Below are 24,263 nucleotides of genomic sequence, written 5' to 3' on the forward strand. Positions count from 1 at the left end.
GTTAGAATTGCAGAATTTGGGCGATAATCAGAGCGCGTCGGTCAGGCTGTATCCCAGATAGGCTAAACGCAGCAAAGAGCGCCGGTATTGGCCCAGCGGGAACCGTGTTGGCGTGCGGCCCGTGAATTCGGGCAGGGGGTGGGCGTTCGTGCCTGCGATCCGCCCCGCAATCGATGCTCCGGCATAGCTGCCCATCGCGACACCGTTGCCGTGCCAGCCCATCGCGGCGTGCACGCCGGGCATATCCGGCACCTCTCCGGCAAAGGGGACGAGCGCGGGCATCAGGCACACCAGACCGGACCACGTATGCGTCGCCTCGACATGGTGCCACGCCGGGAACATCTGTTCGAAATGGGTGCGCAGGCGGCGGCGGGTGACGGCTTCGGCGCGGGCAGTGCAGGTGACGCCCCCGCGCATCCCGAACAGGAACCGTCCGTTCGGCATCAGGCGGAAGTAATGCAGCAAGGTCCGCGTGTCATAGGCCATCAGGTCGCTGGTCCACCCTTGCGCCTGCTGTTCGTCGGGCTTCAGAGGGCGTGTGACCATCACCGAGGACAGCGCGGGCAGATAGCGCGCCGCCATCCAGTCGGGCAAGTCATCGCTGGTATAGCCGTTGGTGGCGATCAGGACTTGGTCCGCTTCGACCCAACCATCAGGCGTCACGGCGTGCCAGCGCTGGCGGCCGCGTTTCAACTGGGTCATCGGGCTGTGGCCATAGATATTCACGCCGATGGACGCCGCATGACGGGCCAGCCCCTCTAGGTACCGGCGGGGGTTCAGGCCAAAGCCGACGCGGGTGTGCAGGCCACCGTGAAATTGCGGACCGTTGATCCCCATCGCGGCCAATCCGGCGCGGTCGACAGTCTCGCCGGACCGCTGGAGGCGCTTCATCGCGTGACGGGAATGGGCCAGCACGATCTCACCATCCGAATGCTGCTCGACATCCAGCGACAGGGAGGAAACGCGGCGGGCGACCAGATTGATCGCCTGAATCTGCGCGGTATCCCAGTCGTCCAGCGCGCCTTGACCATAGCGGCGGGCAATCGCGGCGTCGCTGGCCTTGGCCCCACCCATACAGCAGAAGCCCCCGTTGCGCCCCGAAGCCCCCCAACCGGGCCATTCCGCATCCAGAACGATGACAGAGGCCCCACCAGCCGCAAGCTCAATCGCCGCGTTCAGGCCGGTAAAGCCTGCGCCGATGATCGCGACATCCGCCTGATGGGTGCCCTGTAGAACGGGCCAGCGCCGTGCGGTGACGGTGCTGTCCCAGTAGCAATCGCTGCGCCCTTCGTCGGAATAGGCGAAGTCCTCGTAGATGCGGCGCATCAGGTCCGCTCGGCAGCGCGGGCGTCAGCCTCGGCGCGGGCGATGTTGCGTTTGCTGATGATCGACGCGGTAATCACCCCGATGGCCACGATGCTGATCATTATGGTCGACAGGGCGTTAATCTCGGGCGAGACGCCCAGACGGACCGAGCTGAAGATCTTGATCGGCAGGGTGGTGGCCGACGGACCGGCGGTAAAGCTGGCGATCACCAGATCGTCCAGAGACAGGGTAAAGGCCAAGAGCCACCCCGATACCACCGCAGGCATGATGATCGGCAGGGTCACCAGACGGAACGCCTGAAACGGGGTACAGCCCAGATCCAGCGCCGCCTCTTCGAGCGATTTGTCAAAGCTGACTAGACGCGAGCTGACCACCACCGACACGTAGCACATGGCAAAGGTGGTGTGCGCCAGAACGATGGTGACCACGCCGCGATCCAGACCGATGCCGATGAACAGCAGCAGCAGGGACAGGCCGGTGATGACTTCGGGCATCACGAGCGGCGCATAGATCATGCCGGAAAACAGCGTCCGGCCAAAGAACCGCCCGCCGCGCACCATCACATGGGCCGCCATCGTGCCCAGCACCGTCGCGAGGGTCGAGCTGATCACTGCCACCCGCAGGGTCACCCACGCGGCATCCAGAAACGCCTCGTTCTGCATCAGCTCGCCGTACCATTTGGTCGAGAAGCCCGCCCAAACCGTCACCAGTTTGGATTCGTTGAACGAATAGATCACGAGGATCAGCATCGGCAGATAGAGGAACGCGAACCCCAGCGTCAGAGAGGTCAGGTTGAACCAGCTGAAACGTTTCATCCTTCGGCCTCCCGCTGCTTTTGCTCGTTGCGTTGGAACAGGATGATCGGGATCACCAGGATCGCCAGCAGGACCACAGCCACGGCCGAGGCCACGGGCCAGTCGCGGTTGTTAAAGAACTCTTCCCACAGGACTTTGCCGATCATCAGGGTGTCGGAACCGCCCAACAGGGACGGGATCACGAACTCGCCGATTGACGGGATGAAGACCAGAAAACAGCCCGCGATGATGCCGGATTTCGACAGCGGAAAGGTCACCAGCCAGAACGCCTGAAGGCGCGAACAGCCCAGATCTTCGGCTGCCTCGAGCAGGCTTTCGTCCATCTTTTCCAGCGCCGCATAGATCGGCAGGATCATGAACGGCAGGTAGGTGTAGACGATCCCGATATAGACGGCCTTGGTCGTGTTCATGATGATCAGCGGCTCGGAAATGATGCCGGCCCACAGCAGGAACTGGTTCAGGAAACCTTCGGTCGACAGGATGCCCATCCACGAATAAACGCGGATCAGAAAGCTGGTCCAGAACGGCAGGATCACCAGCATCATCAGGGTCGGGCGCCATTCGGACGGCGCGCGGGCCATGCCGTAAGCCACCGGATAACCGACACACAGGGTGAGCAGGGTGGCCACCACAGCGATTTTCAGCGAACTCAGGTAGGCCTTCCAATAAAGGTCATCCTCGGTCAGGAAAACAAAGTTCTCTAGATCAAGCTGGCTGAAGAAATCCTTGAGCCCCTCCCATCCCGCGCCGGGGTCCAGCTGCGGCAGGTAAGGCGGGATCGACAGGTTCAGGTCCGACAGCGAAATCTTTAGCACGATCAGGAAGGGGACCAGAAACAGCCCCAAGAGCCAAAGATACGGCAGCGCTATGACAAGGTAGCGGCGCATGGATCAATCCTCCAGCACGGAGCCGCCGGTGGTCGTCCAGCTGACCCAAACCTGATCTTCCCAAGTGTACGGACGGCGCGAGATGCGGCGGGTGTTGGCCATCTGCGATTTGATGACCTGACCGTTCGGCAGCTGCACGTGATAGGTCGACAGGTTCCCCAGATAGGCGATGTCCAAGATCTTGCCCTGCGCGACGTTCACGGCATCCTCGGGGCGGTCGGGGCTGATCGTCACCTTCTCGGGACGGATCGCATAGAACACCTTCTGGCCCGCGGTGATGTTGCGCTGGGTCTTGGCGGTGATGGGCTGCTGCCCCTCGGCCCACTCGATGGTGACTTGGCCATCGGACACTGCAGTCGAGCGCCCCTCGATCAGGTTCACGTCACCGATAAAGTCCGCCACATAGGCGTTCTCGGGGAATTCGTAGATGCGGTCAGGAGTGGCGATCTGCATGACCTTGCCTTCGTCCATCACGGCGATGCGGCTGGCGACGGTCATGGCCTCTTCCTGATCGTGGGTCACGATCACAAAGGTGGTGCCGGTCTTTTCCTGAATGTCCATCAACTCGAACTGCGTGTCTTCGCGCAGTTTGGCATCCAGTGCGCCCAGAGGTTCGTCCAGCAGCAGCAGCTTGGGCTGCTTGGCCAGCGAACGGGCAAGGGCGACGCGCTGACGCTGGCCGCCGGAAATCTGGTGGGGTTTGCGTTTGGCAAACTTCTGCAGGCGGACCATGCGCAGCATCTCTTCGACGCGGTTGGCGATCTCGTCCTTGGATTTACCGTCCCGGCGCAGGCCGAACGCGATGTTTTCATAGACCGACAGGTGCGGGAACAGCGCATAGCTCTGGAACATCATGTTCACAGGCCGCTGGTTCGGCGCGATTGGCCCCATGTCCTGTCCGCCGATATAGATTTTGCCTTCGGTCGGGGTTTCAAAGCCCGCAAGCATCCGCATCATCGTGGTTTTGCCACAGCCCGACGGCCCCAGAAGCGCAAAGAACTCGCGTTCGTAGATGTCCAGTGTCAGGTTGTCGATCGCGGTAAAGTCACCGAAACGCTTGGTCACATTCTCGAACCGGATCAGCGGCTTGGCATTGGGATCATCCCAAGGGGCAAAAATCGGAGCACCGTTGGCGGGCATGAAAAACCTCGACGAATAGTCGGAAAAACAGAGCAGGGCGCACGGCAAAACCGCACGCCCTGATTGGAATAAGATCAGTTACCCGATTTGACCTTGGTCCACATGCGGGTCACGGTCCGCTGCAGCTTGGGGTCGTAGGGCGAGAAGGTGTAAAGGTTCGCCAGAGTCGCCTCGTCGGGATAGATGGCGGTGTCGCCGATCACGTCCTCGACCAGGAACTCCTGCGACGCTTTGTTGCCGTTGGCGTAGTAAACATAGTTCGACGCCGCCGCCATGTTGTGCGCGTCCATGATGAAGTTCAGGAACTTGTGCGCGCCATCGGGGTTCGGAGCATCCGCGGGGATCGCCATCTGGTCGAACCACATCAGAGCGCCTTCTTTGGGGGCGTTGTAGGCGATTTCGACACCGTTGTCGGCCTCGGCGGCACGGTCACGGGCCTGCAGAACGTCACCCGACCAGCCAAAGGCCACGCAGATGTCGCCGTTCGCCAGCGCGTTGATGTATTCCGACGAGTCGAACTTGGTGATGTAGGGACGCACGGCCATCAGCACGTCTTCGGCCTTGGCGATCACTTCGGGGTCTTTGCTGTCGGGGTCTTCGCCCAGATACTTCAGAACGCCGGGGATGACTTCGACGGGCGCATCCAGCATGTAGACGCCGCACGAACCCAGTTTCTCCATGTTGGCGGGGTCCAGGATCAGCGCGAGGCTGTCGATGGGCGCATCTTCACCCAGAGCCTCTTTGACCTTGCCCACGTTCACACCGATGCCGGTGGTGCCCCACATGTAGTTGATCGAGTATTCGTTGCCGGGGTCGTACTGTGCGGTGCGCTCAGAGATCACGTCCCACATGTTGGCCAGGTTCGGCAGCTTGGACTTGTCCAGCTTCTGGAAGGCACCCGCCGCGATCTGGCGCTGCAGGAAGCTACCGGTGGGAACAACGACGTCATAGCCCGAACCGCCTGCCAGCATCTTGGTCTCGAGCACTTCGTTGCTGTCGAACACGTCGTAAACCAGATCAAGGCCGGTCTCTTCTTCGAACTTGGCCAGCAGCTCTTCGTCGATATAGTCGGACCAGTTGTAGACGCGCACCTCTTCGGCAAAGGCCGAAGCCGCGGTCATCGCGAGCACTGCAGTTGCGGTCGCAAGTTTGAATGTCATGGTTGTCTCCTGTTGGGTAGGTGACGCTTTTCGCGCCTTACACAGAATTTGATCAAGTTTTACCCCATGTGGCAACGTTTCATTATTCCCACGTGTCCAGTAAACTCATAAGGCTGGTTACGACGCAAGCGGCGCTATACAAATTGGGAGGCGATTAAAAATTGGGCAATGTTGATCAAGCGGGAAGTAAAACGGCCTCCGTACCGGCACATGAAATCGCATATCGAACATTGCGCCACAAAATACTTTTTGGTGAGCTGGCCCCGGGTCAACCTGTGACCATTTTGGGCCTGACCGAACAGCTGGGTGCCGGCATGACCCCTGTTCGCGAAGCCATTCGTCGCCTGATTGCCGAAGGCGCGCTTGATTTTCAGGGCAATCGCCGCGTGTGCGTGCCCCGCTTGACCCGTCAATCCGTAGAAGAGCTGGTTTTCGCCCGCCTCGCGCTGGAGCCCCGCTTGGCCGAGCTGGCGTGCGCCCGTGCAGACCAGTCTGCGCGCGATGAATTAATGGGCATCGACCAACAGCTGGACAAGGCCATGCAGGGTGGCGACATCTCGGGCTACCTCATGGGGAACTACAAATTCCATCACCGGCTCTACGATCTGGCGAACGCACCGATTCTGGCGTCTATGGCCGATAGTATGTGGCTGCGCTTTGGTCCGTCGCTGCGGGTTGTGTGCGGGCGCTATGGCACGGTTAACCTGCCGGACAACCATAAAATTCTGCTCGCCGCGATGCAGGAGGGCGACGCAAGCGCAACTGCCCAAGCGATGCGCGCCGATATCGAACAGGGCATGAATCAGCTGGCTGACAGCCTCGGGTCCCCTGATTCGATTTGACAGTCGATAATTTGATCATATTCTTGACCTAAAGGCGTCAGTCGGCGCCGCTATCCCTTTCTCCCAAGGACGAGGATGACCATGGTCGAGATCTCCAACCACATGCCCACCGCCGAACTTCAGGCGCTGGATGCAGCCCACCACATGCACCCCTTTTCGACCCAGTCGGGTTTCCTGAAAAAGGGCGCCCGCGTCATTACCCGCGCCGAGGGCGTGCACCTGTGGGATTCCGAGGGCGAGAAAATTCTGGACGCGATGGCGGGCCTTTGGTGCGTCAACATCGGCTACGGCCGCGAAGAACTGGCCCAAGCCGCCTATCGCCAGATGAAGGAACTGCCCTACTACAATACCTTCTTCCAGACGACCCACGTGCCGGTCATCGCGCTGTCGAACCGCTTGGCCGAGCTGGCCCCCGGTGATCTGAACCACGTGTTCTATGCCGGCTCGGGCTCCGAAGCGAACGACACCAACCTGCGTATGGTCCGCTTCTATTGGGCGCAAAAGGGCAAGCCCGAGAAGAACATCATCATCAGCCGCAAGAACGCCTATCACGGCTCGACCCTAGGGGCGATGTCGCTGGGTGGCATGAGCGGGATGCACGCCCAAGGCGGCGTTGTTCAAAACGTCCATCACATCGACCAGCCCAACTGGTGGTCCGAAGGCGGCGACATGTCCCCCGAGGATTTCGGTCTGGAACGCGCACAACAGCTGGAAAAAGCGATTCTGGAACTGGGTGAGAACCGCGTTGCCGCCTTTATCGCCGAGCCGATCCAGGGCGCGGGCGGGGTGATCGTGCCCCCCTCGACCTATTGGCCCGAGATCAAGCGCATCTGTGACAAATACGAGATCCTGCTGATCGCCGACGAAGTGATCTGTGGCTTTGGCCGCACCGGCAACTGGTTCGGCAGCGAAACCGTTGGCATCCAGCCCCACATCATGACCATCGCCAAGGGTCTGTCCTCGGGCTATGCGCCCATCGGCGGCTCGATCGTCTGTGACGAGGTGGCCGAGGTCGTCGGTGGAGACGAATTCAACCACGGCTATACCTATGCAGGCCATCCGGTCAGCTGTGCGGTTGCCTTGGAAAACCTGCGCATTCTGGACGAAGAGCGCATTATCGCCACCGCCCGTGACGAAATCGCCCCCTATCTGAAGGAAAAGTTCGAGTCCCTGACCGAGCACCCCATGGTTGGCGAGGCCAAGATCGTGGGTCACATGGGCTCTATCGCGCTGACCCCGAACAAGGCCACCCGCGCCAAATTCGCCGCCGAGGCTGGCACCGTTGGCTATCTGGTGCGCGAGCGTTGCTTTGCCAACAACCTGATCATGCGTCACGTGGGCGACCGGATGATCATCTCTCCGCCGCTGATTTTTACCAAAGAAAACGTCGATACCCTGATCGAACGCGCGTGGAAGTCGCTGGACGAAGGCATGGCCAACGCCAAAGCCCAAGGCGTTTTCACCGCCGCCTGAATTGCTCCACGTGAAACAATTTGCGCCAAGGCTCCGCGGCTTTGGCGTTTTTCATTCGGCCACATCCAGCCCTAGGAACCCGCCGGACTGACGGCTCCAGAGACGGGCATAGGTGCCGCCCTGCCCCAGAAGCTGCTCGTGCGTGCCGGTTTCGATGATCCGCCCCTGATCCAGCACCACAATCCGGTCCATCTGCGCGATGGTGGACAGACGGTGGGCAATCGCGATCACGGTCTTGCCACCCATCAAAATGTCCAAACTGTCCTGAATGGCGGCCTCAACCTCGCTGTCCAATGCGCTGGTTGCTTCGTCCAGTACCAGAACGGCGGCATCTTTCAGGATCACACGGGCCAAGGCGATGCGCTGCCGCTGCCCGCCCGACAATTTCACCCCCCGCTCGCCCACATGAGCGTCGTATCCGGTGCGGCCTTCGGCATCCTGTAGGGTCAGGATGAAATCATGGGCCTCGGCACGGCGGGCAGCCTCGATCATCTGGTCTTCGGTGGCGTCGGGCCGCCCATAGAGGATGTTATCCCGCACCGAGCGGTGCATCAGGCTGCTGTCCTGCGTCACCATACCGATCTGGCGGCGCAAACTGTCCTGCGTGACGGTCGCGATATCCTGCCCGTCGATCAGAATGCGGCCCTGCTCGATGTCATAGAACCGCAAGAGCAGCTTGATCAGAGTCGTTTTGCCGGCGCCAGAGCGGCCCACAATCCCGACTTTCTCGCCCGACCCGATGATCAGGGAAACATGGTCCAGACCGCCCTGCCCCTTGCCGTAATGGTGACTCAGGTCCTGAACCTCGATCCGGCCATCCGTCAGGCGCAACTCAGGCGCACCATCGGCATCCCGCAATGCGATGGGTTGAGCAATCGTCTCCAACCCCTCGTCCACGACGCCGAGCTGTTGAAAGAAACTACTGATCGCCCACATGATCCAACCGGTCATCGCGTTCAGGCGCAGGGTCAGCGCCGTTGCCGCCGCCACGATCCCCACGGTGGCCGACCCCGTGGTCCATAGATACAGCGCCCAGCCAACCACCCCCAGGATCAACAGCCCGTTCAGCACCACCAGCACCACATCCATGATAGTATAGAGCCGCATTTCACGGAAAAACGCCTTGCGACCGTCCTCTATCACCTCTTTGGCGTAGGTCAGTTCCTGATCCTGATGAGCGAACAGCTTGACCGACTGGATGTTCGTGTAGGTGTCCACCACCCTGCCCGAGATTTGCGTGCGCATGTCGGCAGCGGCCTTGGACGCAGGAGCCACGCGCCGCATCACCCAGCGCACCAGCAGCAGATAGAGCCCGATCCACACCAAAAGCGGCAGCACCAACCGCACGTCACTATCGGCCAGAACAACGGCTGCACCCACAACATAGGCTAATGCAAACGCAATCGCATCAAAGATCTGGAACACAGCCTCGCCCGCCGCAGGAGGCGCCTGCATGATCCGGCCCGCGATCCGGCCTGCGAAATCGTTCTCGAACCAGCCGACGGACTGGCGCAGGACGTGCTTGTGCGCCCGCCAGCGAAAGGCCGTGCCATAGTTCGGCAGGATCGCGTTATTCAGCAGCGCCACGTCCAGCATCTGGAACAGGGGCCTCAGGATCAGGATGAACAGACCGACCCCAACGATTTCCAGCCAGTGGTTGGCCCAGAACGTCGCCGGATCGCCCGACAGCAGGTCCACCAGCCGCCCCATGTAGTAGATCAGCCATATTTCGACCACAGCGACCGTGATCGCGGCGGCCAGAGTCCAGGCGAATACCTTGCGAAACGGCACCGACAGCCACCACAAATAGTCCCGGACCCGCCGAGGGGGCTGATCGGGCTCCTCGTAGGGCGCATAGGGATTCACGAGGTTTTCGAAAAACCGGAACATGGGTCACCGCCTTGCTGCTGTGCGAGGATGTAGCGCCCGTTCGTGAAAAGGGGATGTCGGCTAGTCGGGGCTATTCAAGAGGTCGTCGCGTGTGGGCGCAAAATGATCCTCGATCCAGCGCTTTTCAAGCTGGCGCAAGCGCAGGCCCAATTGTGCGCCGCTATAGTGCGGCATCAGATCGGCGGCTTTGACGGGGAATTTGGCGGTTGCACCCAACGCAACCTCGGCGTCGTCTGTCATGGGGACCCCCATCAGCGCCGCCCGCAGGATCATGGCCCGCAGCCCTTGGGTCGCCCCCATCCGGTAGCCGATTTCGTGCGCAGGCGCGCCCTCGATCGCAGCAGTGCGCAGGTCGGTCAGGGATTTCGCATCGGCCTTGGACAGGCGCAGGCGGGTTGGGGCATCGCAATCGCCCAACGTCGCCAGCCGGAGCATAGCGTCAGGCTCCAGCCCCGCTTCGACCTCCAGATGAACGCAAGGGGCCAGCGCAGTGTGATCCGCCCCCGGCAGCACCTGCATCAGCACGCCCGATTGCGCCATCGCCGCCACTGCACGAGAGGGGTCCACGGCACGCAGCAACTTGCACATCTCGGCCCCGAGACGCTCGGCGGCCAGTGTTTCGATCCCATCAGACAGCTCGGCGCAGGCCGCCAGACCATCGGCGTCGATCCCCAGAGCAGGGTTCCCGTACCACGCGGTAAAGCGGAAGAAGCGCAGGATGCGCAGGTAATCCTCACGGATGCGCTGGTGGGGATCGCCGATGAAGCGCACATGACGCGCCTCTAGATCGGGCAGCCCGCCCAGAGGGTCGGCCACATCACCATTCCGGTCCGCATATAGGGCGTTCATCGTGAAATCGCGGCGGGCGGCGTCCTCTTCCATCCGGTCGGAAAAGGCCACGACAGCGTGACGCCCATCGGTTTCCACATCACGGCGAAAGGTGGTGACTTCGTGCCCGATGCCGCCCGAAACGACTGTAATTGTTCCGTGGTCGATGCCTGTGGGGACAGGTTTCAGACCCGCCGCTGTGGCCAACTCCATCACGGTTTCAGGCCGCGCGTTGGTGCAAATGTCGATGTCATCTACCGGCGCGTAGATCAGGGCGTTGCGCACGCAGCCCCCGACGAACCAAGCCTGATAGCCTGCCTCCACCAACATGGCGCAGACCGCTTGGGTCGCAGGACGGGTGATCCAAGCGCCGGCTGCCTTCATCCCATCCGCTCCGCCAAACCGCGCAGAACACGGGCCGTCGCGCCCCAGATGTAGTAGGGCCCGTAGGGCACCGCAAAATATCTGCGATAAGAACCGCGCCAGCGCCGCCCTTGGATCATGAACAGTGCGGGATCGGTGACGTGGGCGAAGGGCACGTGAAACACCTCGGCGACTTCTCCGGCCTCGGGGCGCGGGGTGAAGCCTTGATGCAGCAGGCCAACGATCGGGGTCATCGCGAAACCCGTGACGGTTTCATGGGGCGGCAGCGCGCCCAGAACCTCTAGGTGATCCGAGGGCAGGCCGATCTCTTCGCGGGCCTCGCGCAGGGCAGTGGCGACCAGGTCGGTGTCTGTGTCGTCCTTTTTGCCGCCGGGGGCCGCGATCTGGCCAGGGTGATGCTTCAACGCCGACGACCGTTTCGTCAGCCACAGGCGCCCGCCATCCACTGTGGGCTCGAACGCCAGAAGAACCGCAGCGGGGCGCAGTTTACGCCCCTCGGGCAGAACCACATCCGGGTTCAGGTCAAAGTCCGACGACGGCGCGGCCGGTTTGGCCAGCGCCGCCATCAGGGTGTTTTTCAGATCAGCCTTGCTGCTCATCAGAGCCGCCTTGGGCCTGAGTCGCCTCGATCCCCACGGTCGCAGGGTCCAGATCGTAATGCGCCCCACAGAACTGGCAGTCGGCAGTGATCCGGCCTTCGTCATTCAGCATGTGGGTCAGGTCCTTGGCCGAGTAGATCGACAGGGTCTGACGCACGCGATCTTCGGAGCAGGTGCAGCCGAATTTCACGGTTTGCGAGTCGAACACACGCGGGCCTTCTTCGTGGAACAGGCGGATCAGCAGGTCGGTCGGCGAAACGGTGGGGCCAATCAGCTCCATCTCCTCGACGGTATCGAGCAGGATGTTCGCGCGGTTCCAGTTCTCCTCGTCATCGCCATGCACCAAGTCAGCGGCGGTCAGCATGCCGCCCTCACCCGAGCCACCTTCGCCGCTGGCAAAGGGCGACGCCTTGGGCATGTGCTGCAGCATCACACCCCCCGCACGCCAATGCTCGCCGCGATCCGGCTCGATCGAGCGGCCGAAGTTCACCGAGAAACGGGTCGGCAGCTGCTCGGACTGGGCAAAGTACCCTTCGGCGGCGGCAGACAGAGAGGTCCGGTTCAGCGGCGCAATCCCCTGATAGGGCTGCATATTCGGGCCCTGGTCGATCAGCACGGCAAAGTAGCCCTTGCCCACATGCTCGATCGGGGTCTTGGACGCGTCGATCCGGTCCGCATCATAGCTGGCATAGGCACGAATGCGGGCGGGCTCGCCCTCTTCGGTGGGGCCGTAGTAGTCGGTCGCGATCATGCGCACAGGGCCGTCCGACTGCACCTGCAGGGACAGTTTCCAGCGCAGCTTGATGGTCTGGCCGATCAATGCGGTCAGACACGCCATCTCTGCCACCAGCGCCTCGACCGCGGGGGGATAGTTGTGCTGTTTCAGAATGCCATCCAGAACGCCGTCCAAACGGGCAACTCGGCCACGAACGTCGGCATTGTCCAGTTGGAACGGCAATACCGTGTCGTCCCATGCGATCTTGTTTGCAATCATCTCGGGGTATCCTTACGCGCTTGGGGGGATGGCATACCGCGCCCATATAAGGGCTACAAGTGTGCGTCCAAGGGGTAAACTGCCCCGACGCCCACGATTTGCAAAACACACGGACCCGAAATGTACAGATTTGGCGAACCACGTGAACACGGAATCCGATATATCCGCCGCCCCGGAGCCTATGCGGTTCTTGTGCGCGATGGCCAGATTTTGCTGACCTATCAGGCAGAGCCCCTGCCCGAATTCCAGTTGCCCGGCGGCGGGATCGACGCAGGCGAAAGCCCCATCAGCGCCCTGCACCGCGAGGTTTACGAAGAAACAGGCTGGACCATTTCCACCCCGCGCAAAATCGGCACCTACAAGCGGTTCTGCTATATGCCCGATTACGATCTGAACGCCGAGAAGATCTGCTCGATCTACGTGGCGCGTCCGATCCGCCGACTGGGCCCCCCGACCGAAGCGGGCCATACCGCGATCTGGGTCCCCCTAGCCGCTGCCGCTGATCTGGTGACCAACACCGGCGACCGCGCCTATGTCCTGCGGGTTCTGAGCGATCTGTGATCCGGCCACCTGCCAGAGGATGGCGGATATGTCATCCTCGAACTCTTCGGTGCCGGAATGGGCCGACAGGTGCCACATCAGCGCATCCAGAGCCGTATTCGCGGGATGGGCTGCCAGATCGCCCAGCAACGCTCCGGTCTGCTGATCGCCCAGCATTTCGCCGCTGCGGTCGGTGCTCTCCGAGATGCCGTCGGACAGGATCCACAAGCGATCCCCGGGTGTGAGCGTTGTCTCGACCGTTTCGTATTGGGCGCCGCTGATCAGACCCACAGGCATCCCGCCCTGCCCCAGAAATTCGACCTGACCACCGGCCCGCAGGACGATGGGATGGGGGTGCCCCGCCTGACACAGGCTGAGCCTGCCAGTCCGCAGATGCAGCTTGGCCAGCACCATCGTGGCGTAATGATCCGTCCGGATTTCGTTCAGCAACCGCTCGTTCAGACGCGCCACCGCCTGATCCAGCGGGCACACCTGATAACCCTGAGCGGTCTTCTGGAACGCCACGTTCGATCCCAGATGACCGGGCGACAAATAGGCCGCCAAGCGCGCCGTCATCAGCGCGCTGCTGATCCCGTGGCCCGACACATCAATGGCGTACATCAGCACTTCGTCAGGGCCAGCAGGCACAAACCCCACCAGATCGCCCCCCACATGCCCCGAAGGCCGCAGCATCAGCGCGATCTGCCCTGCCCCGAAGTCACGGAACCGCTCTGGCACAAGGGATTGCTGCAGCTGCCGCGCCTCGGTCAGTTCCTGTTCCTGCGCCTGATAAAGGGCCTGTAGTTCGGTTAGCGCCGCGCCAAGTTGGGCGTTCTTGTCCCGCAGCTGCGACTGCATGGTCAGGATGCGAGCACCGGCCTGAAGGCGGGACTCCAGTTCCTCGATGTTCACGGGTTTGTTCAGGAAATCGTCTGCCCCGCAGTTCAGCCCCTCGGCCACGGCGCCTTGTTCGTTGCGAGATGTCAGAAGGACGAAATAGCCATAGTGATCCCCCTGCATCCGCCGGTATTGGCGGCAGAATTCCAGCCCGTCCATCCCCGGCATCATCCAGTCGCTCAGGATGAAATCAAACGGCGACTCGGCACACAGCCGCAGGGCCGCGCTGCCACAATCGGCCTCGGTCACGTGGTAGCCGCGTTTGGTCAGCATGGCGCGCAGGATGCGCCGCTGCAGCGCGCTGTCATCCACAACCAGAATATTGAACGGACGGCCCATGCCGCCAACCGTCGCCCCATCAGGGCCAGAGTCAGGTCTCATCATACTTGTCCCGTTTCCCACAGGACACAGCAGTCGCAGAGCCAAATTAATCAGAGGTAAAACGTAAAATACGGCCTATTCGAGCCGAATATTTACTTGAAAGTAACGGCGTGTGCGCCACTTTCCCAAGGAAACAACAGGATTGCATGAATGATCGACTGGAACCGTATCAGGGAACTCCGTGACGAAATCGGAGCCGAGGATTTTGCCGAGGTTGCCGAAATGTTCGTCTCCGAAGTCGATTCGTCGATCGACGCGCTGCGCGGTGGTCCCGACATGGGCACGTTGGCCGAGGATCTGCATTTCCTGAAGGGCAGCGCGCTGAACCTTGGCTTTGCCGAACTGTCCAACCAGTGCCAACAAGGCGAGACGGCCGCGCGTGGCGGCCATCCCGAAACCGTTGATGTCCAAAGCATTGTGGCGGTCTATGACGCCTCGCGGCAGGAATTCCTGAACAGTGCTCTGGTCAAGGGCGCTGCCTGATCAGATCAGGAACTGCGCCAGAAGGTCGTCGTTGGTGATGTCGGTATAGACGAAACCAGCGGCGTCCAGTTTGGCAAAGAACCCCGCGAAATTCTGGGCATCATCTGTCTCGATCCCGATCAGGACCGAGCCGAAGTTGCGCGCGGATTTCTTCAGGTACTCAAAACGCGCAATGTCGTCCTTGGGACCAAGAAGGTTCAGGAATTCCTTTAGCGCACCGGGGCGCTGGGGCATCCGCAGGATGAAGTACTTTTTGACGCCCGAATACCGCTGCGCCCGTTCCTTGACCTCGGGCAGACGCTCGAAATCGAAGTTCCCGCCCGAAGCTACGCACACCACGGTTTTCCCGCGAATCTGGTCGCGAATGTCGTTCAGCGCGTCGATCGACAAGGCCCCTGCGGGTTCCAGCACGATGCCCTCAACGTTCAACATATCAAGGATGGTGACGCAAATCCGATCCTCGGGAGAGGCGAAAACGCGACTCACCGGCAGGTCCCGCAGAATCGCGAAAGGTTGCGCGCCGATCTGCGCCACGGCAGCGCCGTCCACAAAACTGTCCACACGTTTCAGCTTCATAGGGCGACCGGCCTTGAGCGCCTCGGACAGGCTCATCCCGCCAAGGGGTTCGACCAGCGAATACTCGGTCGCGTCACGAAAATAGCTGTAGACGCCCGACGACAGACCACCCCCGCCAACAGGCAGGACGATATGATCAGGGGCGCGGCCCAGCTCTGCCTCGATCTCGACGGCGACGCTGGCTTGGCCTTCGATCACGTCGGCATCGTCAAAGGGCGACAGAAAGTGCGCGCCAGCCTCGGCGCAATAGGCCTGCGCGGCGGCCAGAGTATCGTCAAAATAGTCCCCGACCAGCCGGATTTCGACGGCGCTGCCGCCAAAGGTGCGGGTCTTCATGATTTTCTGCTGGGGCGTGGTCACAGGCATGTAGATCACGCCTTTGACCCCGAAATGTTTACACATATAAGCCACGCCCTGCGCGTGGTTGCCCGCGCTGGCACAGACGAACACGTTACTGTCGGGGCTGGCGGCCAGAACCTTGCGCATGGAGTTCAGCGCGCCGCGGATCTTGTAGCTGCGGACGGGGCTTAGATCCTCGCGCTTGAGCCAGATATCGGCCCCGTAACGCTTGGACAGGTATTCATTGCGCAGCAAGGGTGTTGCGGGGAACACCTCGCGCATGGCGGCTTCGGCGGCTTGGGCCAGGGTGCGAAAATCGGTCATGCCGATATCAGTGGCTCAACCGCCGATCCCGCGCAAGAGCGCCCGTTACACGAGCGGGCGTTCCTGAACAAAGTGACCGTAGAAAGTGGTCAGCAGGCTGGCGGTAACGATGGTCGCGAACCAATTCACCACGATTTGACCTACAAAACCAATCACCGGCGAAATCGTCATCAAGATGTTGGAGGCAATCTGAAGACCAACCATAAGCCCAAACTGCAACAGAACGATCAGCAGGATCGCTCCAGAGAGGCCGCGCGTCTGGTGCCATGCCTCGGACATCTTCATCTTTTCGCCGATCGCGGCAGCAGGCAGCATCGGGCTGAGCCGGAAAAAGGCGATCCCGGCCCCCACAGCTAAAAGGATGATGAAGATCGTCAACAGCGGCATCGCACCGCCCAAGGCGAACATCAAAATCCACCCAATCACCATGGAAACCAGCGCAATTACCAGCGTGATAAGGATCGAAATACCGAGATAGCTGGCGACCGCACCGCCGTGCCATTTGGGGAACCAACCTTCAGGCATTTCCTCTAGCAGGACGTAGCGATGCCAAGCCACCGCGATCCAGATGCTCAGGATCACGTATCCGGCAGTTACCGCGATCATCGACAGCCCGATGGCAGGAGACATCATCATACCGTCGGGACCAATGTGCCCCTTGGCTGCACCGCCAAGCGAAATCTCGAAAATCGCCAGAACTGCATAAAGAAGCCCCGAGATTTGTATCGCCTGTCGCCAGTTGCGCAGCACCATCCCCACTGCGTGTCGGAAAATCATCCAGCCAGTCATTTAAAACACCTTGATAAGAAACCCGATTGTTTCTTGGATTGCGTGAATTCCACCATGGGTCAACAACCGCGCGCACGATTTCAGCGCCGGTGTTAGACCAAAACACAGGATTCCTGCGGCTCAACTTGCCCCCGCACGCAAAAACCGTTATCGGCGGCGTGTCCGATTAAAGGGGAATACTTCATGTCCGCGCCCAAAAAAGTCGTCCTGGCCTATTCCGGTGGCCTTGATACCTCGATCATCCTGAAATGGCTCCAGACCGAATACGGTTGCGAAGTCGTGACCTTTACCGCTGACCTTGGTCAGGGCGAAGAGTTGGACCCCGCCCGTAAGAAGGCAGAGCTGCTGGGCATCAAGCCCGAGAACATCTACATCGAGGACGTCCGCGAAGAGTTCGTGCGCGACTTCGTATTCCCCATGTTCCGCGCCAACGCCCTGTACGAAGGCCTGTACCTGCTGGGTACCTCGATCGCCCGTCCGCTGATCTCGAAGCGACTGGTCGAAATCGCCGCCGAGACCGGTGCCGATGCTGTCGCACACGGCGCAACCGGCAAAGGCAACGACCAGGTTCGTTTCGAACTGGCGGCCTATGCGCTGAACCCCGAAATCAAGGTGATCGCGCCCTGGCGTGAATGGGACCTGACCAGCCGCACCAAGCTGCTGCAGTTCGCCGAAGAGAACCAGATTCCGATCGCCAAGGACAAGCGCGGCGAAGCGCCCTTCTCGGTGGACGCGAACCTGCTGCACACCTCCTCCGAAGGCAAGGTTCTGGAGAACCCCGCCGACGAGGCACCCGATTACGTCTACCAGCGCACCGTGAACCCCGAGGATGCGCCCGACACCCCCGAATACCTGGAAATCGGTTTCGAAAAGGGTGACGCGGTCAGCATCAACGGCGAAGCGATGAGCCCCGCCACCATCCTGACCAAGCTGAACGAATACGGCCGCAAGCACGGCGTTGGCCGCCTGGATCTGGTGGAAAACCGTTTCGTTGGCATGAAGTCGCGCGGCGTCTACGAGACCCCCGGCGGCACCATCCTACTGGAAGCACACCGCGGTATCGAGCAGATCACTCTGGACAGCGGCGCAGGCCACCTGAAGGATTCGATCATGCCCCGCTATGCAGAGCTGATCTACAACGGCTTCTGGTACAGCCCCGAGCGTGAAATGCTGCAGGCCCTGATCGACGAAAGCCAGAAGTTCGTCACCGGCACCGTCCGCGTGAAACTGTACAAAGGCAGCGTTCGCACCGTGGCCCGCTGGTCGGACTACAGCCTGTACTCCGAAGCGCACGTGACCTTCGAAGAGGACGCAGGTGCCTATGACCAGAAAGACGCAGCAGGCTTCATCCGCCTGAACGCACTGCGCCTGAAGCTGCTGGCAACCCGCAACCGCCGCGTCAAAGGCTGATTTCGGGACGCACCGTCATTGTTGATCTGGCCCGCCTTGGCGGGCCATTTCTATTTCTGAACTACCGAGTTTAGAGGTTACCCATGAGCACCACGCTCCAAGACATCGCCAACCGCGTTGCCCCCGTTCTGGCCACCAGCACCAACGACAAAAGCCTGAAGATCGACTGCGGGTCCGACGGGATCATGGTTCTGGACCGCACCGAAGTCGCGATGGAAGACCGCCCCGCCGACTGCACCATCAAAATCTCGCTCGAGAATCTGAAAAAGCTGCTGAAGGGCGAGCTGAACCCCATGACCGGCGTCATGATGGGCAAGCTGAAGGTCAGCGGCAATCCCACCGCCGCGATGGAACTGGCCAAGTTCCTGCGCTGAACGCGCCCCACAACCCACACAAAAAAGGGGCCACCAACGCTTGGCGGACCCAGTTCCTGTTTTGAGTGGTGTTTTTATTCCGCAGTAATGACGGTCATCACCAGTTTGTCGTCCACCTTGATCGGGCCGTCCTCTTTGGTGCCGAGGGTGTATTCGAATTCGCCAGCCTTCATGCCGCCTTCCTCGCCGTGGACCATCAGCATCAGCATTTCGCCGGATTTGACCTCTTCGGTCAGGGTGGCGGCGACATTCATGTTCTCGCCTTCCATCAGCGCGGCGTGACCGACCACGGGGCCGGGCTTCATCTCTGCGTCGGTACGGTGCACCACCAGCCAGCCGTCTGCGGGCGCCATCACGCGGGCTGCGGTAACCGAACCACCGGCGACCGACTGGTTCTCGGCCTCGACCGCGGGGGCCATTCCATGCGCTGCCGCAAAGGCAGAGATTGCAGTGATAGCGGCGGTTGCGGCGGCAATAATAAAGGTCTTCAAGTAACGTCCTCCCGGATTAGGCAGCACCTTTTGCCGCCCTTGTGATAGGAGGTACGCACCGAAGGCGTGGATCGGATGCACTTTACCCGATCACGCCGCATCACGTAACAGCGAGTAGCTTTTCCCGCATCGCCAGATAGTGGGGCATCGCCCCATCAACGAGATGTTGCAATTCCTGCGGCACATCGGGCATCGGCCCTTCGGCCCCAGCGAAACCGGTCGAGCTATGAACCGACCCGTACCAATGGGCCGCCCAAACGCCGTCATCGGGATGCGCGCCCTTGGGCCAGCTCAGCATGGCGGGGTCGAACTCTAGCCCGATTGCATCACACAGGGCCCGCAGAGCGGCCTCCGGCGCCTGCCGGATGTCCGCGCTGTCGATGACTACGGGGGCGATCCCTTGGGCTGTCAGGGCCTGATACAGCTCGTGCTGCTGGACGAACCCGATGTCGGCCAGCGTGGGTTGGTCAAACTTGGCCGAGAAGCTGGCCACCACTCGCGCCGGATGCCGTAACAGAAAGACGTTTGTGCACTGATGGATGAAATCCCGCGGCACCCCGTCGATCATGTGCTGCGCCATGTGCTTGTGATAGACGTGGGGGCGCTCTGTGGGGCCCAAGAGGCCCTGAACGACCTGATCCGGGTCTATGGGCTGGCTGGCGATCACCTCGTCCCGCATGGGGTGCTGAAGGCCCGTCATGGCCAGATAGGCGGCATAGAACGGCTCGTCCACCGCCGTGAAATCCTGACGGTGTCCAAAGCTGTACATCATCGCGGTGGACAGGTTGCGCGGACCGGACCAGACGGCGAGCCTCATTTCGCGGTCTCCGCCGCGATCAGTTCTTTGTAGAGGCCACGGATGCGCTCGGTCATCGGCCCCATTTGGCCCGAGCCGATCTGGCGGCCGTCGATGCTGCCCACGGGGGTCTGCGCGCCGAATGTGCCGGTCAGGAAGGCCTCGTCTGCGCCATAGGTGTCCACGAGGCTGTAGTTGCGCTCGAATACGGGGATGCCCGCCTGTTTGCAGACCTGAATGACTTTGCGGCGGGTGATGCCGTTCATGCAGTAGTCGCCGGTGCTGGTCCAAACTTCGCCCTTACGGACGATAAAGAAGTTGCAGGCGTTGGTGGTGTTCACAAAGCCATGGACGTCCAGCATCAGCGCCTCGTCCGCGCCGGCCTTTTCGGCGGCGATGCAGGCAAGGATGCAGTTCAGTTTGCTGTGGCTGTTCAGCTTGGGGTCCTGCGTCATGGGCAGGCCGCGCTGATGCGGCACGGTTGCCAGCCGGATCGGGCGCGGGATCGAGGGCTTGGAATGCTCCATGATGATGGCGATCGTCGGCCCTTGGCGGGACAGGGACGGATGCTGGAAGGGGCGCGTTTTGACCCCGCGCGTCACCATCAGGCGGGCATGGGCATCCGTATACATGTCATTGGCAAGTCTGGTCTTTTCCAGAGCCGAAAACAGCTGGTCCCGCGTCATTCCGATGTCCAGATCGATGGCGAGGGCAGCCTCGAACAGACGGTCAAAGTGCTCTTCGGCAAAGGCCCAGCGACCGTCATAAAGGCGCAGCCCCTCCCACACGCCGTCCCCCAGCATGAAGCCGCTGTCATAGACACTGACCAGCGCCTCGGCCTTGGGTTTCAGGGCGCCGTTTACATAGATCAGGATGTCTTCGTTGCGGGCGTCCTCTTGGGACTGGTGGGTCGAGACGTGGTCGGTGTCGGTCATGATGGGCCTCTTGGATCTGGAGTGCAGATTGGTCGGGCACAGGGCTGGAGGCAAGCGCGGAGCCGTGAGTATTTTCAGCAAAAAGAAGCACCTGCCGGTTTTCAAGGCGGCAGATGTTTCACGTGGCAGAGGCGTCAGTCCCTGTCGAATTGGGCGTCCTGAACGTCTTTGAGGTCGGGGATCACGTCGGCGGTGCCAAGGCGGCCCACCATCAGCGCGGCGGCGCGTTGGGCCAGATCGATGGCTTGGGGGATGGCGAGACCCCGATCGAGGCCTGCAAGGACGTAGCCCGTGAAAGTGTCGCCTGCGCCGGTGGTGTCCACGACTTGGGCGGGATAGCTGGCAAAGTCGATGCGGCTGTTGTTGTGGTGCCACGTGCAGCCCTTGGACCCTTTGGTGACGATGATGTCGGCGACGGGCAGATCGGTCAGGCGGGTGTTCATCTCGGTTTCGAGCTGCTGTGCCTCGATCTCGTTCAGGACCAGAAGGTCGGCCATGGGGGCGATTTTGGCGGCATCTGCGGCCACGAAAGGCGCAGCGGCATAGGCGACCCGCATACCGACCTGTTTGGCCAGCGTGGCGGCGGTTTCCAGACCGTTGGTTTCGCTCTGCATCAGCAGCCAGTCTTGGGGGCCACCCTCGCAAATGGCGCTGCCGATCATCTGTTCGGTGATGGCGTGGTTCGCACCGGACAGGATCAGGATGCTGTTCTCGCCCTGCGGATCGACCGAGATGATGGCGTGGCCCGTGGGTTCGTCCGTGATGGTGATGTGGCGCGTGTCGACGCCATATTCCAGCAGGCGTTCCACCGCCCATTTGCCATCCTGACCAACCGCGCCGATGTGAAACACACGCCCTGCAGCGCGGGCGCAAGCCACGGACATATTGGCCCCTTTGCCCCCCAACCCGCGGGTCAGGCCAGTGGCCGCCAGCGTTTCCCCCGGCTGGGGCAGGTGCGGCACCTGATAGGTGAAGTCCGCGTTGATCGAGCCGAGGTTGAAGATGGTCATGGGTCACCCTTTGCTGTGGTTCAGACAGCATAAAACGCCCGCGAGGGGCGTTTTACAATGGGCTTGCCAATGTTGGGCGGGCCTTAGCCGACCTTGCACGCGGCCAGCAGGGCCATGTTCAGGATGTCGGTCTCGGTCATGTTGGTCGAGCAGATCTGGATCGACTTGTCCACGCCGGTCAGGATCGGGCCGATGACGGTTGCGCCGCCCATTTCCTGCATCAGCTTGACCGAGATGCTGGCCGAGTGACGCGCCGGAACGACCAGAATGTTGGCCGGACCCGATAGACGGCTGAAGGGGTATGCCTCGGCCGATTTGGGGTTCAGGGCCACGTCGACGGTCATTTCACCTTCGAATTCGAAGTCGACGCCGCGCGCCTCGAGCACATCGGGGGCCAAGGCCATCTTCTGCGCGCGCTCAGACCGTGGGTAGCCAAAGGTCGAGAAGCTGACGAAGGCCACGCGGGGTTCCAGACCCAGGTGACGGGCAACGCCTGCGGCACGTTCCGCGATGTCGGCCAGGTCGTTCGCTTCGGGCCATTCGTGGACCAGAGTGTCGCCGATCAGCACGATCTTGCCCTTGCGCAGCAGGGCGGTGATGCCTGCGGCACCGTGCGCTGCGTCCGCGTCGAACACGTGGTTGATCAGTTCCAGAACGTGCGCCGATTTACGGGTCGCACCGGTGACCAGACCATCGCCGTGACCGTGCGCCAGCATCAGCGCCGAGAACACGTGACGGTCGCGGGCGGCCAGACGGTGGATGTCGTGACGGTCCAGACCTTTGCGCTGCAGGCGCTGGTACAGGAATTCCTTGTAGGTCTCGAGGTGGCGGGTGTTCGCCGCGTTCACGATCTCCAGCTCGCGGACCGCATCGCCAAGGCCAGCGGTTTCCAGCTTTTCGCGGACGTCAGCTTCGCGGCCAACGACCAAGGCTTTGCCCAGACCCGAACGCTGGTACTGCACGGCGGCGCGCAGAACGCGAACATCGTCGCCTTCGGCGAAGATCATGCGGGCTTGGGCCGCTTTGGCGCGCGCATGGATGCCGCGCAGGATGCTGGCGGTGGGGTCCATGCGGGTTTTCAGCGACAGCTCGTAGGCTTCCATGTCGATGATGGGGCGGCGGGCCGCGCCGGTGTCCATGCCAGCCTTCGCGACTGCGGGCGGGATGCGGTAGATCAGGCGAGGGTCGAACGGGGTCGGGATGATGTAGTCACGGCCAAAGGACAGGTTGCGGCCATAGGCCAGCGCCACTTCGTCCGGCACATCTTCGCGGGCCAGTTCTGCAAGAGCGTTCGCACAGGCGATCTTCATCTCGTCGTTGATGGCGCGGGCGTTGATGTCCAGCGCGCCGCGGAACAGGTAGGGGAAGCCCAGAACGTTGTTCACCTGGTTCGGATAGTCGCTGCGGCCGGTGGCCACGATTGCGTCAACGCGGACCTCGTGGGCCTCTTCGGGGGTGATTTCCGGATCGGGGTTCGCCATCGCAAAGATCACGGGATTGTCCGCCATCGCGGCAACCATGTCGGGGGTCACAGCGCCCTTGACCGACACGCCAAGGAACACGTCCGCGCCAACCATGGCTTCTTCCAGAGTGCGCAGGTCGGTTTTCACCGCGTGGGCCGACTTCCACTGGTTCATGCCCTCGGTGCGGCCCTGATAGATCACGCCCTTGGTGTCACAGACGATGCAGTTGTCGTGACGCGCGCCCATGGATTTCAGCAGTTCAATACAGGCGATGCCAGCGGCACCCGCGCCGTTCAGAACGATCTTCACATCCTCAATCTTTTTGCCGCTGATGTGCAGGGCGTTGATCAGGCCAGCGGCACAGATCACGGCGGTGCCGTGCTGGTCGTCGTGGAAGACGGGGATGTCCATCTCCTCTTTCAGGCGCTGCTCGATGATAAAGCATTCGGGCGCCTTGATATCTTCGAGGTTGATACCGCCAAAGGTCGGGCCCATCAGTTTCACGGCATTGATGATCGCCTCGGGGTCTTCGGTGTCCAGCTCGATGTCGATCGAGTTCACGTCGGCAAAGCGTTTGAACAGAACCGACTTGCCTTCCATCACGGGCTTCGAGGCCAGCGCACCAAGGTTGCCCAGACCCAGAACTGCCGTCCCGTTCGAGATCACCGCCACAAGGTTGCCCTTGGTGGTGTAATCATAGGCGGTCTCGGGGTTGGCTGCGATTTCCTCACAGGGAACCGCAACGCCGGGCGAATAGGCCAGCGACAGGTCGCGCTGGGTGGTCATGGGTACGGTCGCAGTCACCTCGAACTTGCCGGGGGTGGGGTTCAGGTGAAAGGCCAGAGCCTCTTCGCGGGTGACTTTGTTTTTCGACATACTCAAGTTCCTCAGGATGGAGCGCCTCGGTCCCTAACGCCTTGTTCTGTTAGCCTCAACAGTGGCGACAGATGGTTGCGCTAACGTAGGCGGATTCCGTTCAATCGATTTGCGATTTCGCAGCTTGAGGCAGGATATGCAACACAAAATTACTCAAAATATCTTCACAACGTAATTTAGTTACCCGATTGGTTCGTTCTGCGAAATGGCGCTGATTTGCCTTTTGGCGCGGGGCCTGACA

23 protein-coding genes are annotated in these 24,263 nt (G+C 61.3%); 6 read left to right on the top strand and 17 right to left on the bottom strand.

Annotated features, from left to right (window positions below):
- Positions 1-27: 27 nt before the first annotated feature.
- The 5 genes from HJ536_RS03185 to HJ536_RS03205 all read right to left on the bottom strand — a co-directional run bounded on the left by HJ536_RS03185 (position 28) and on the right by HJ536_RS03205 (position 5,328).
- On the bottom strand, positions 28-1,326 hold the full coding sequence (locus HJ536_RS03185) for an NAD(P)/FAD-dependent oxidoreductase (RefSeq protein ID WP_177156626.1): 1,299 nt from the start codon (positions 1,324-1,326) through the stop codon (positions 28-30).
- Positions 1,326-2,141 carry an ABC transporter permease gene (locus HJ536_RS03190; protein ID WP_176852468.1) on the bottom strand — a complete coding sequence of 272 codons (816 nt, stop codon included), beginning with the start codon at positions 2,139-2,141 and terminating at the stop codon, positions 1,326-1,328. The genes HJ536_RS03185 and HJ536_RS03190 overlap by 1 nt, the downstream gene beginning before the upstream one ends.
- Positions 2,138-3,028: an ABC transporter permease subunit gene (locus tag HJ536_RS03195; RefSeq protein WP_177156627.1), complete on the bottom strand. Its 891-nt coding sequence runs from the start codon at positions 3,026-3,028 to the stop codon at positions 2,138-2,140. The genes HJ536_RS03190 and HJ536_RS03195 overlap by 4 nt, the downstream gene beginning before the upstream one ends.
- A gap of 3 nt (positions 3,029-3,031) precedes the next feature.
- A complete protein-coding gene (locus HJ536_RS03200) occupies positions 3,032-4,168 on the bottom strand; it encodes an ABC transporter ATP-binding protein (RefSeq protein WP_176852466.1) in 1,137 nt (378 codons plus the stop codon).
- 74 nt (positions 4,169-4,242) lie between these two features.
- Positions 4,243-5,328 (bottom strand): polyamine ABC transporter substrate-binding protein, encoded by a 1,086-nt coding sequence (locus tag HJ536_RS03205; RefSeq protein ID WP_176852465.1) that lies wholly within the window; start codon positions 5,326-5,328, stop codon positions 4,243-4,245.
- A 230-nt stretch (positions 5,329-5,558) separates the two neighbouring features.
- Here HJ536_RS03205 and HJ536_RS03210 point away from each other — a divergent pair, with 230 nt between their 5' ends.
- Positions 5,559-6,170, top strand: coding sequence for a GntR family transcriptional regulator (locus tag HJ536_RS03210; RefSeq protein WP_338082406.1), 612 nt, complete (start codon positions 5,559-5,561; stop codon positions 6,168-6,170).
- Positions 6,171-6,251: 81 nt separating this feature from the next.
- Positions 6,252-7,643 (top strand): aspartate aminotransferase family protein, encoded by a 1,392-nt coding sequence (locus HJ536_RS03215; protein WP_177156628.1) that lies wholly within the window; start codon positions 6,252-6,254, stop codon positions 7,641-7,643.
- A 51-nt stretch (positions 7,644-7,694) separates the two neighbouring features.
- Here HJ536_RS03215 and HJ536_RS03220 read toward each other — a convergent pair whose 3' ends face one another.
- From HJ536_RS03220 to hslO, 4 genes are read right to left on the bottom strand one after another with little or no spacing between them, the layout of a single operon-like run.
- On the bottom strand, positions 7,695-9,533 hold the full coding sequence (locus HJ536_RS03220) for an ABC transporter ATP-binding protein (protein ID WP_177156629.1): 1,839 nt from the start codon (positions 9,531-9,533) through the stop codon (positions 7,695-7,697).
- Between the two features lie 60 nt (positions 9,534-9,593).
- Positions 9,594-10,745 carry a CCA tRNA nucleotidyltransferase gene (locus tag HJ536_RS03225; RefSeq protein ID WP_177156630.1) on the bottom strand — a complete coding sequence of 384 codons (1,152 nt, stop codon included), beginning with the start codon at positions 10,743-10,745 and terminating at the stop codon, positions 9,594-9,596.
- Positions 10,742-11,344 (bottom strand): CoA pyrophosphatase, encoded by a 603-nt coding sequence (locus HJ536_RS03230; protein WP_177156631.1) that lies wholly within the window; start codon positions 11,342-11,344, stop codon positions 10,742-10,744. The genes HJ536_RS03225 and HJ536_RS03230 overlap by 4 nt, the downstream gene beginning before the upstream one ends.
- Positions 11,328-12,338, bottom strand: a complete 1,011-nt coding sequence (gene hslO / locus HJ536_RS03235) for an Hsp33 family molecular chaperone HslO (RefSeq protein ID WP_176852459.1) — start codon at positions 12,336-12,338, stop codon at positions 11,328-11,330. Before hslO ends, HJ536_RS03230 begins: the two co-directional genes overlap by 17 nt.
- Before the next feature lie 120 nt (positions 12,339-12,458).
- On the opposite strand from hslO, the gene HJ536_RS03240 reads away from it, so the two are divergent.
- The gene (locus HJ536_RS03240) at positions 12,459-12,899 is read left to right on the top strand and encodes an NUDIX hydrolase (RefSeq protein WP_177156632.1); all 441 of its coding nucleotides are present in this window, start codon (positions 12,459-12,461) and stop codon (positions 12,897-12,899) included.
- Here HJ536_RS03240 and HJ536_RS03245 read toward each other — a convergent pair.
- Entirely contained in the window at positions 12,825-14,159 is a 1,335-nt protein-coding gene (locus HJ536_RS03245; protein ID WP_338082403.1) for a PP2C family protein-serine/threonine phosphatase, read from the bottom strand. The two genes, HJ536_RS03240 and HJ536_RS03245, sit on opposite strands and share 75 nt — an antisense overlap.
- Positions 14,160-14,306: 147 nt before the next feature.
- On the opposite strand from HJ536_RS03245, the gene HJ536_RS03250 reads away from it, so the two are divergent.
- The gene (locus HJ536_RS03250) at positions 14,307-14,639 is read left to right on the top strand and encodes an Hpt domain-containing protein (RefSeq protein ID WP_176852457.1); all 333 of its coding nucleotides are present in this window, start codon (positions 14,307-14,309) and stop codon (positions 14,637-14,639) included.
- Here HJ536_RS03250 and ilvA read toward each other — a convergent pair whose 3' ends face one another.
- Both ilvA and HJ536_RS03260 read right to left on the bottom strand, forming a co-directional pair.
- The gene (gene ilvA / locus HJ536_RS03255) at positions 14,640-15,878 is read right to left on the bottom strand and encodes a threonine ammonia-lyase IlvA (protein ID WP_176852456.1); all 1,239 of its coding nucleotides are present in this window, start codon (positions 15,876-15,878) and stop codon (positions 14,640-14,642) included.
- A gap of 45 nt (positions 15,879-15,923) precedes the next feature.
- Positions 15,924-16,667: a hypothetical protein gene (locus tag HJ536_RS03260; protein WP_177156633.1), complete on the bottom strand. Its 744-nt coding sequence runs from the start codon at positions 16,665-16,667 to the stop codon at positions 15,924-15,926.
- Positions 16,668-16,850: 183 nt separating this feature from the next.
- Here HJ536_RS03260 and HJ536_RS03265 point away from each other — a divergent pair, with 183 nt between their 5' ends.
- Both HJ536_RS03265 and HJ536_RS03270 read left to right on the top strand, forming a co-directional pair.
- On the top strand, positions 16,851-18,077 hold the full coding sequence (locus HJ536_RS03265) for an argininosuccinate synthase (protein ID WP_176852454.1): 1,227 nt from the start codon (positions 16,851-16,853) through the stop codon (positions 18,075-18,077).
- Between the two features lie 83 nt (positions 18,078-18,160).
- The gene (locus HJ536_RS03270; protein ID WP_176852453.1) at positions 18,161-18,451 is read left to right on the top strand and encodes an SCP2 sterol-binding domain-containing protein; all 291 of its coding nucleotides are present in this window, start codon (positions 18,161-18,163) and stop codon (positions 18,449-18,451) included.
- A gap of 74 nt (positions 18,452-18,525) precedes the next feature.
- On the opposite strand, the gene HJ536_RS03275 is transcribed toward HJ536_RS03270, so the two are convergent.
- The 5 genes from HJ536_RS03275 to HJ536_RS03295 all read right to left on the bottom strand — a co-directional run bounded on the left by HJ536_RS03275 (position 18,526) and on the right by HJ536_RS03295 (position 24,022).
- Complete coding sequence (locus HJ536_RS03275; RefSeq protein ID WP_177156634.1) at positions 18,526-18,942, bottom strand: DUF7282 domain-containing protein; 417 nt, start codon at positions 18,940-18,942, stop codon at positions 18,526-18,528.
- A gap of 100 nt (positions 18,943-19,042) precedes the next feature.
- Entirely contained in the window at positions 19,043-19,759 is a 717-nt protein-coding gene (locus HJ536_RS03280) for a sulfotransferase-like domain-containing protein (protein WP_177156635.1), read from the bottom strand.
- Positions 19,756-20,673 (bottom strand): D-amino acid aminotransferase, encoded by a 918-nt coding sequence (locus tag HJ536_RS03285; protein ID WP_177156636.1) that lies wholly within the window; start codon positions 20,671-20,673, stop codon positions 19,756-19,758. Before HJ536_RS03285 ends, HJ536_RS03280 begins: the two co-directional genes overlap by 4 nt.
- A gap of 134 nt (positions 20,674-20,807) precedes the next feature.
- A complete protein-coding gene (locus HJ536_RS03290) occupies positions 20,808-21,683 on the bottom strand; it encodes a ribokinase (protein WP_177156637.1) in 876 nt (291 codons plus the stop codon).
- 83 nt (positions 21,684-21,766) lie between these two features.
- Positions 21,767-24,022 (bottom strand): NADP-dependent malic enzyme, encoded by a 2,256-nt coding sequence (locus HJ536_RS03295; RefSeq protein ID WP_176852448.1) that lies wholly within the window; start codon positions 24,020-24,022, stop codon positions 21,767-21,769.
- Positions 24,023-24,263 lie beyond the last annotated feature (241 nt).

Source organism: Donghicola mangrovi (genome assembly GCF_013377535.1).
Lineage (GTDB): Bacteria > Pseudomonadota > Alphaproteobacteria > Rhodobacterales > Rhodobacteraceae > Donghicola > Donghicola mangrovi.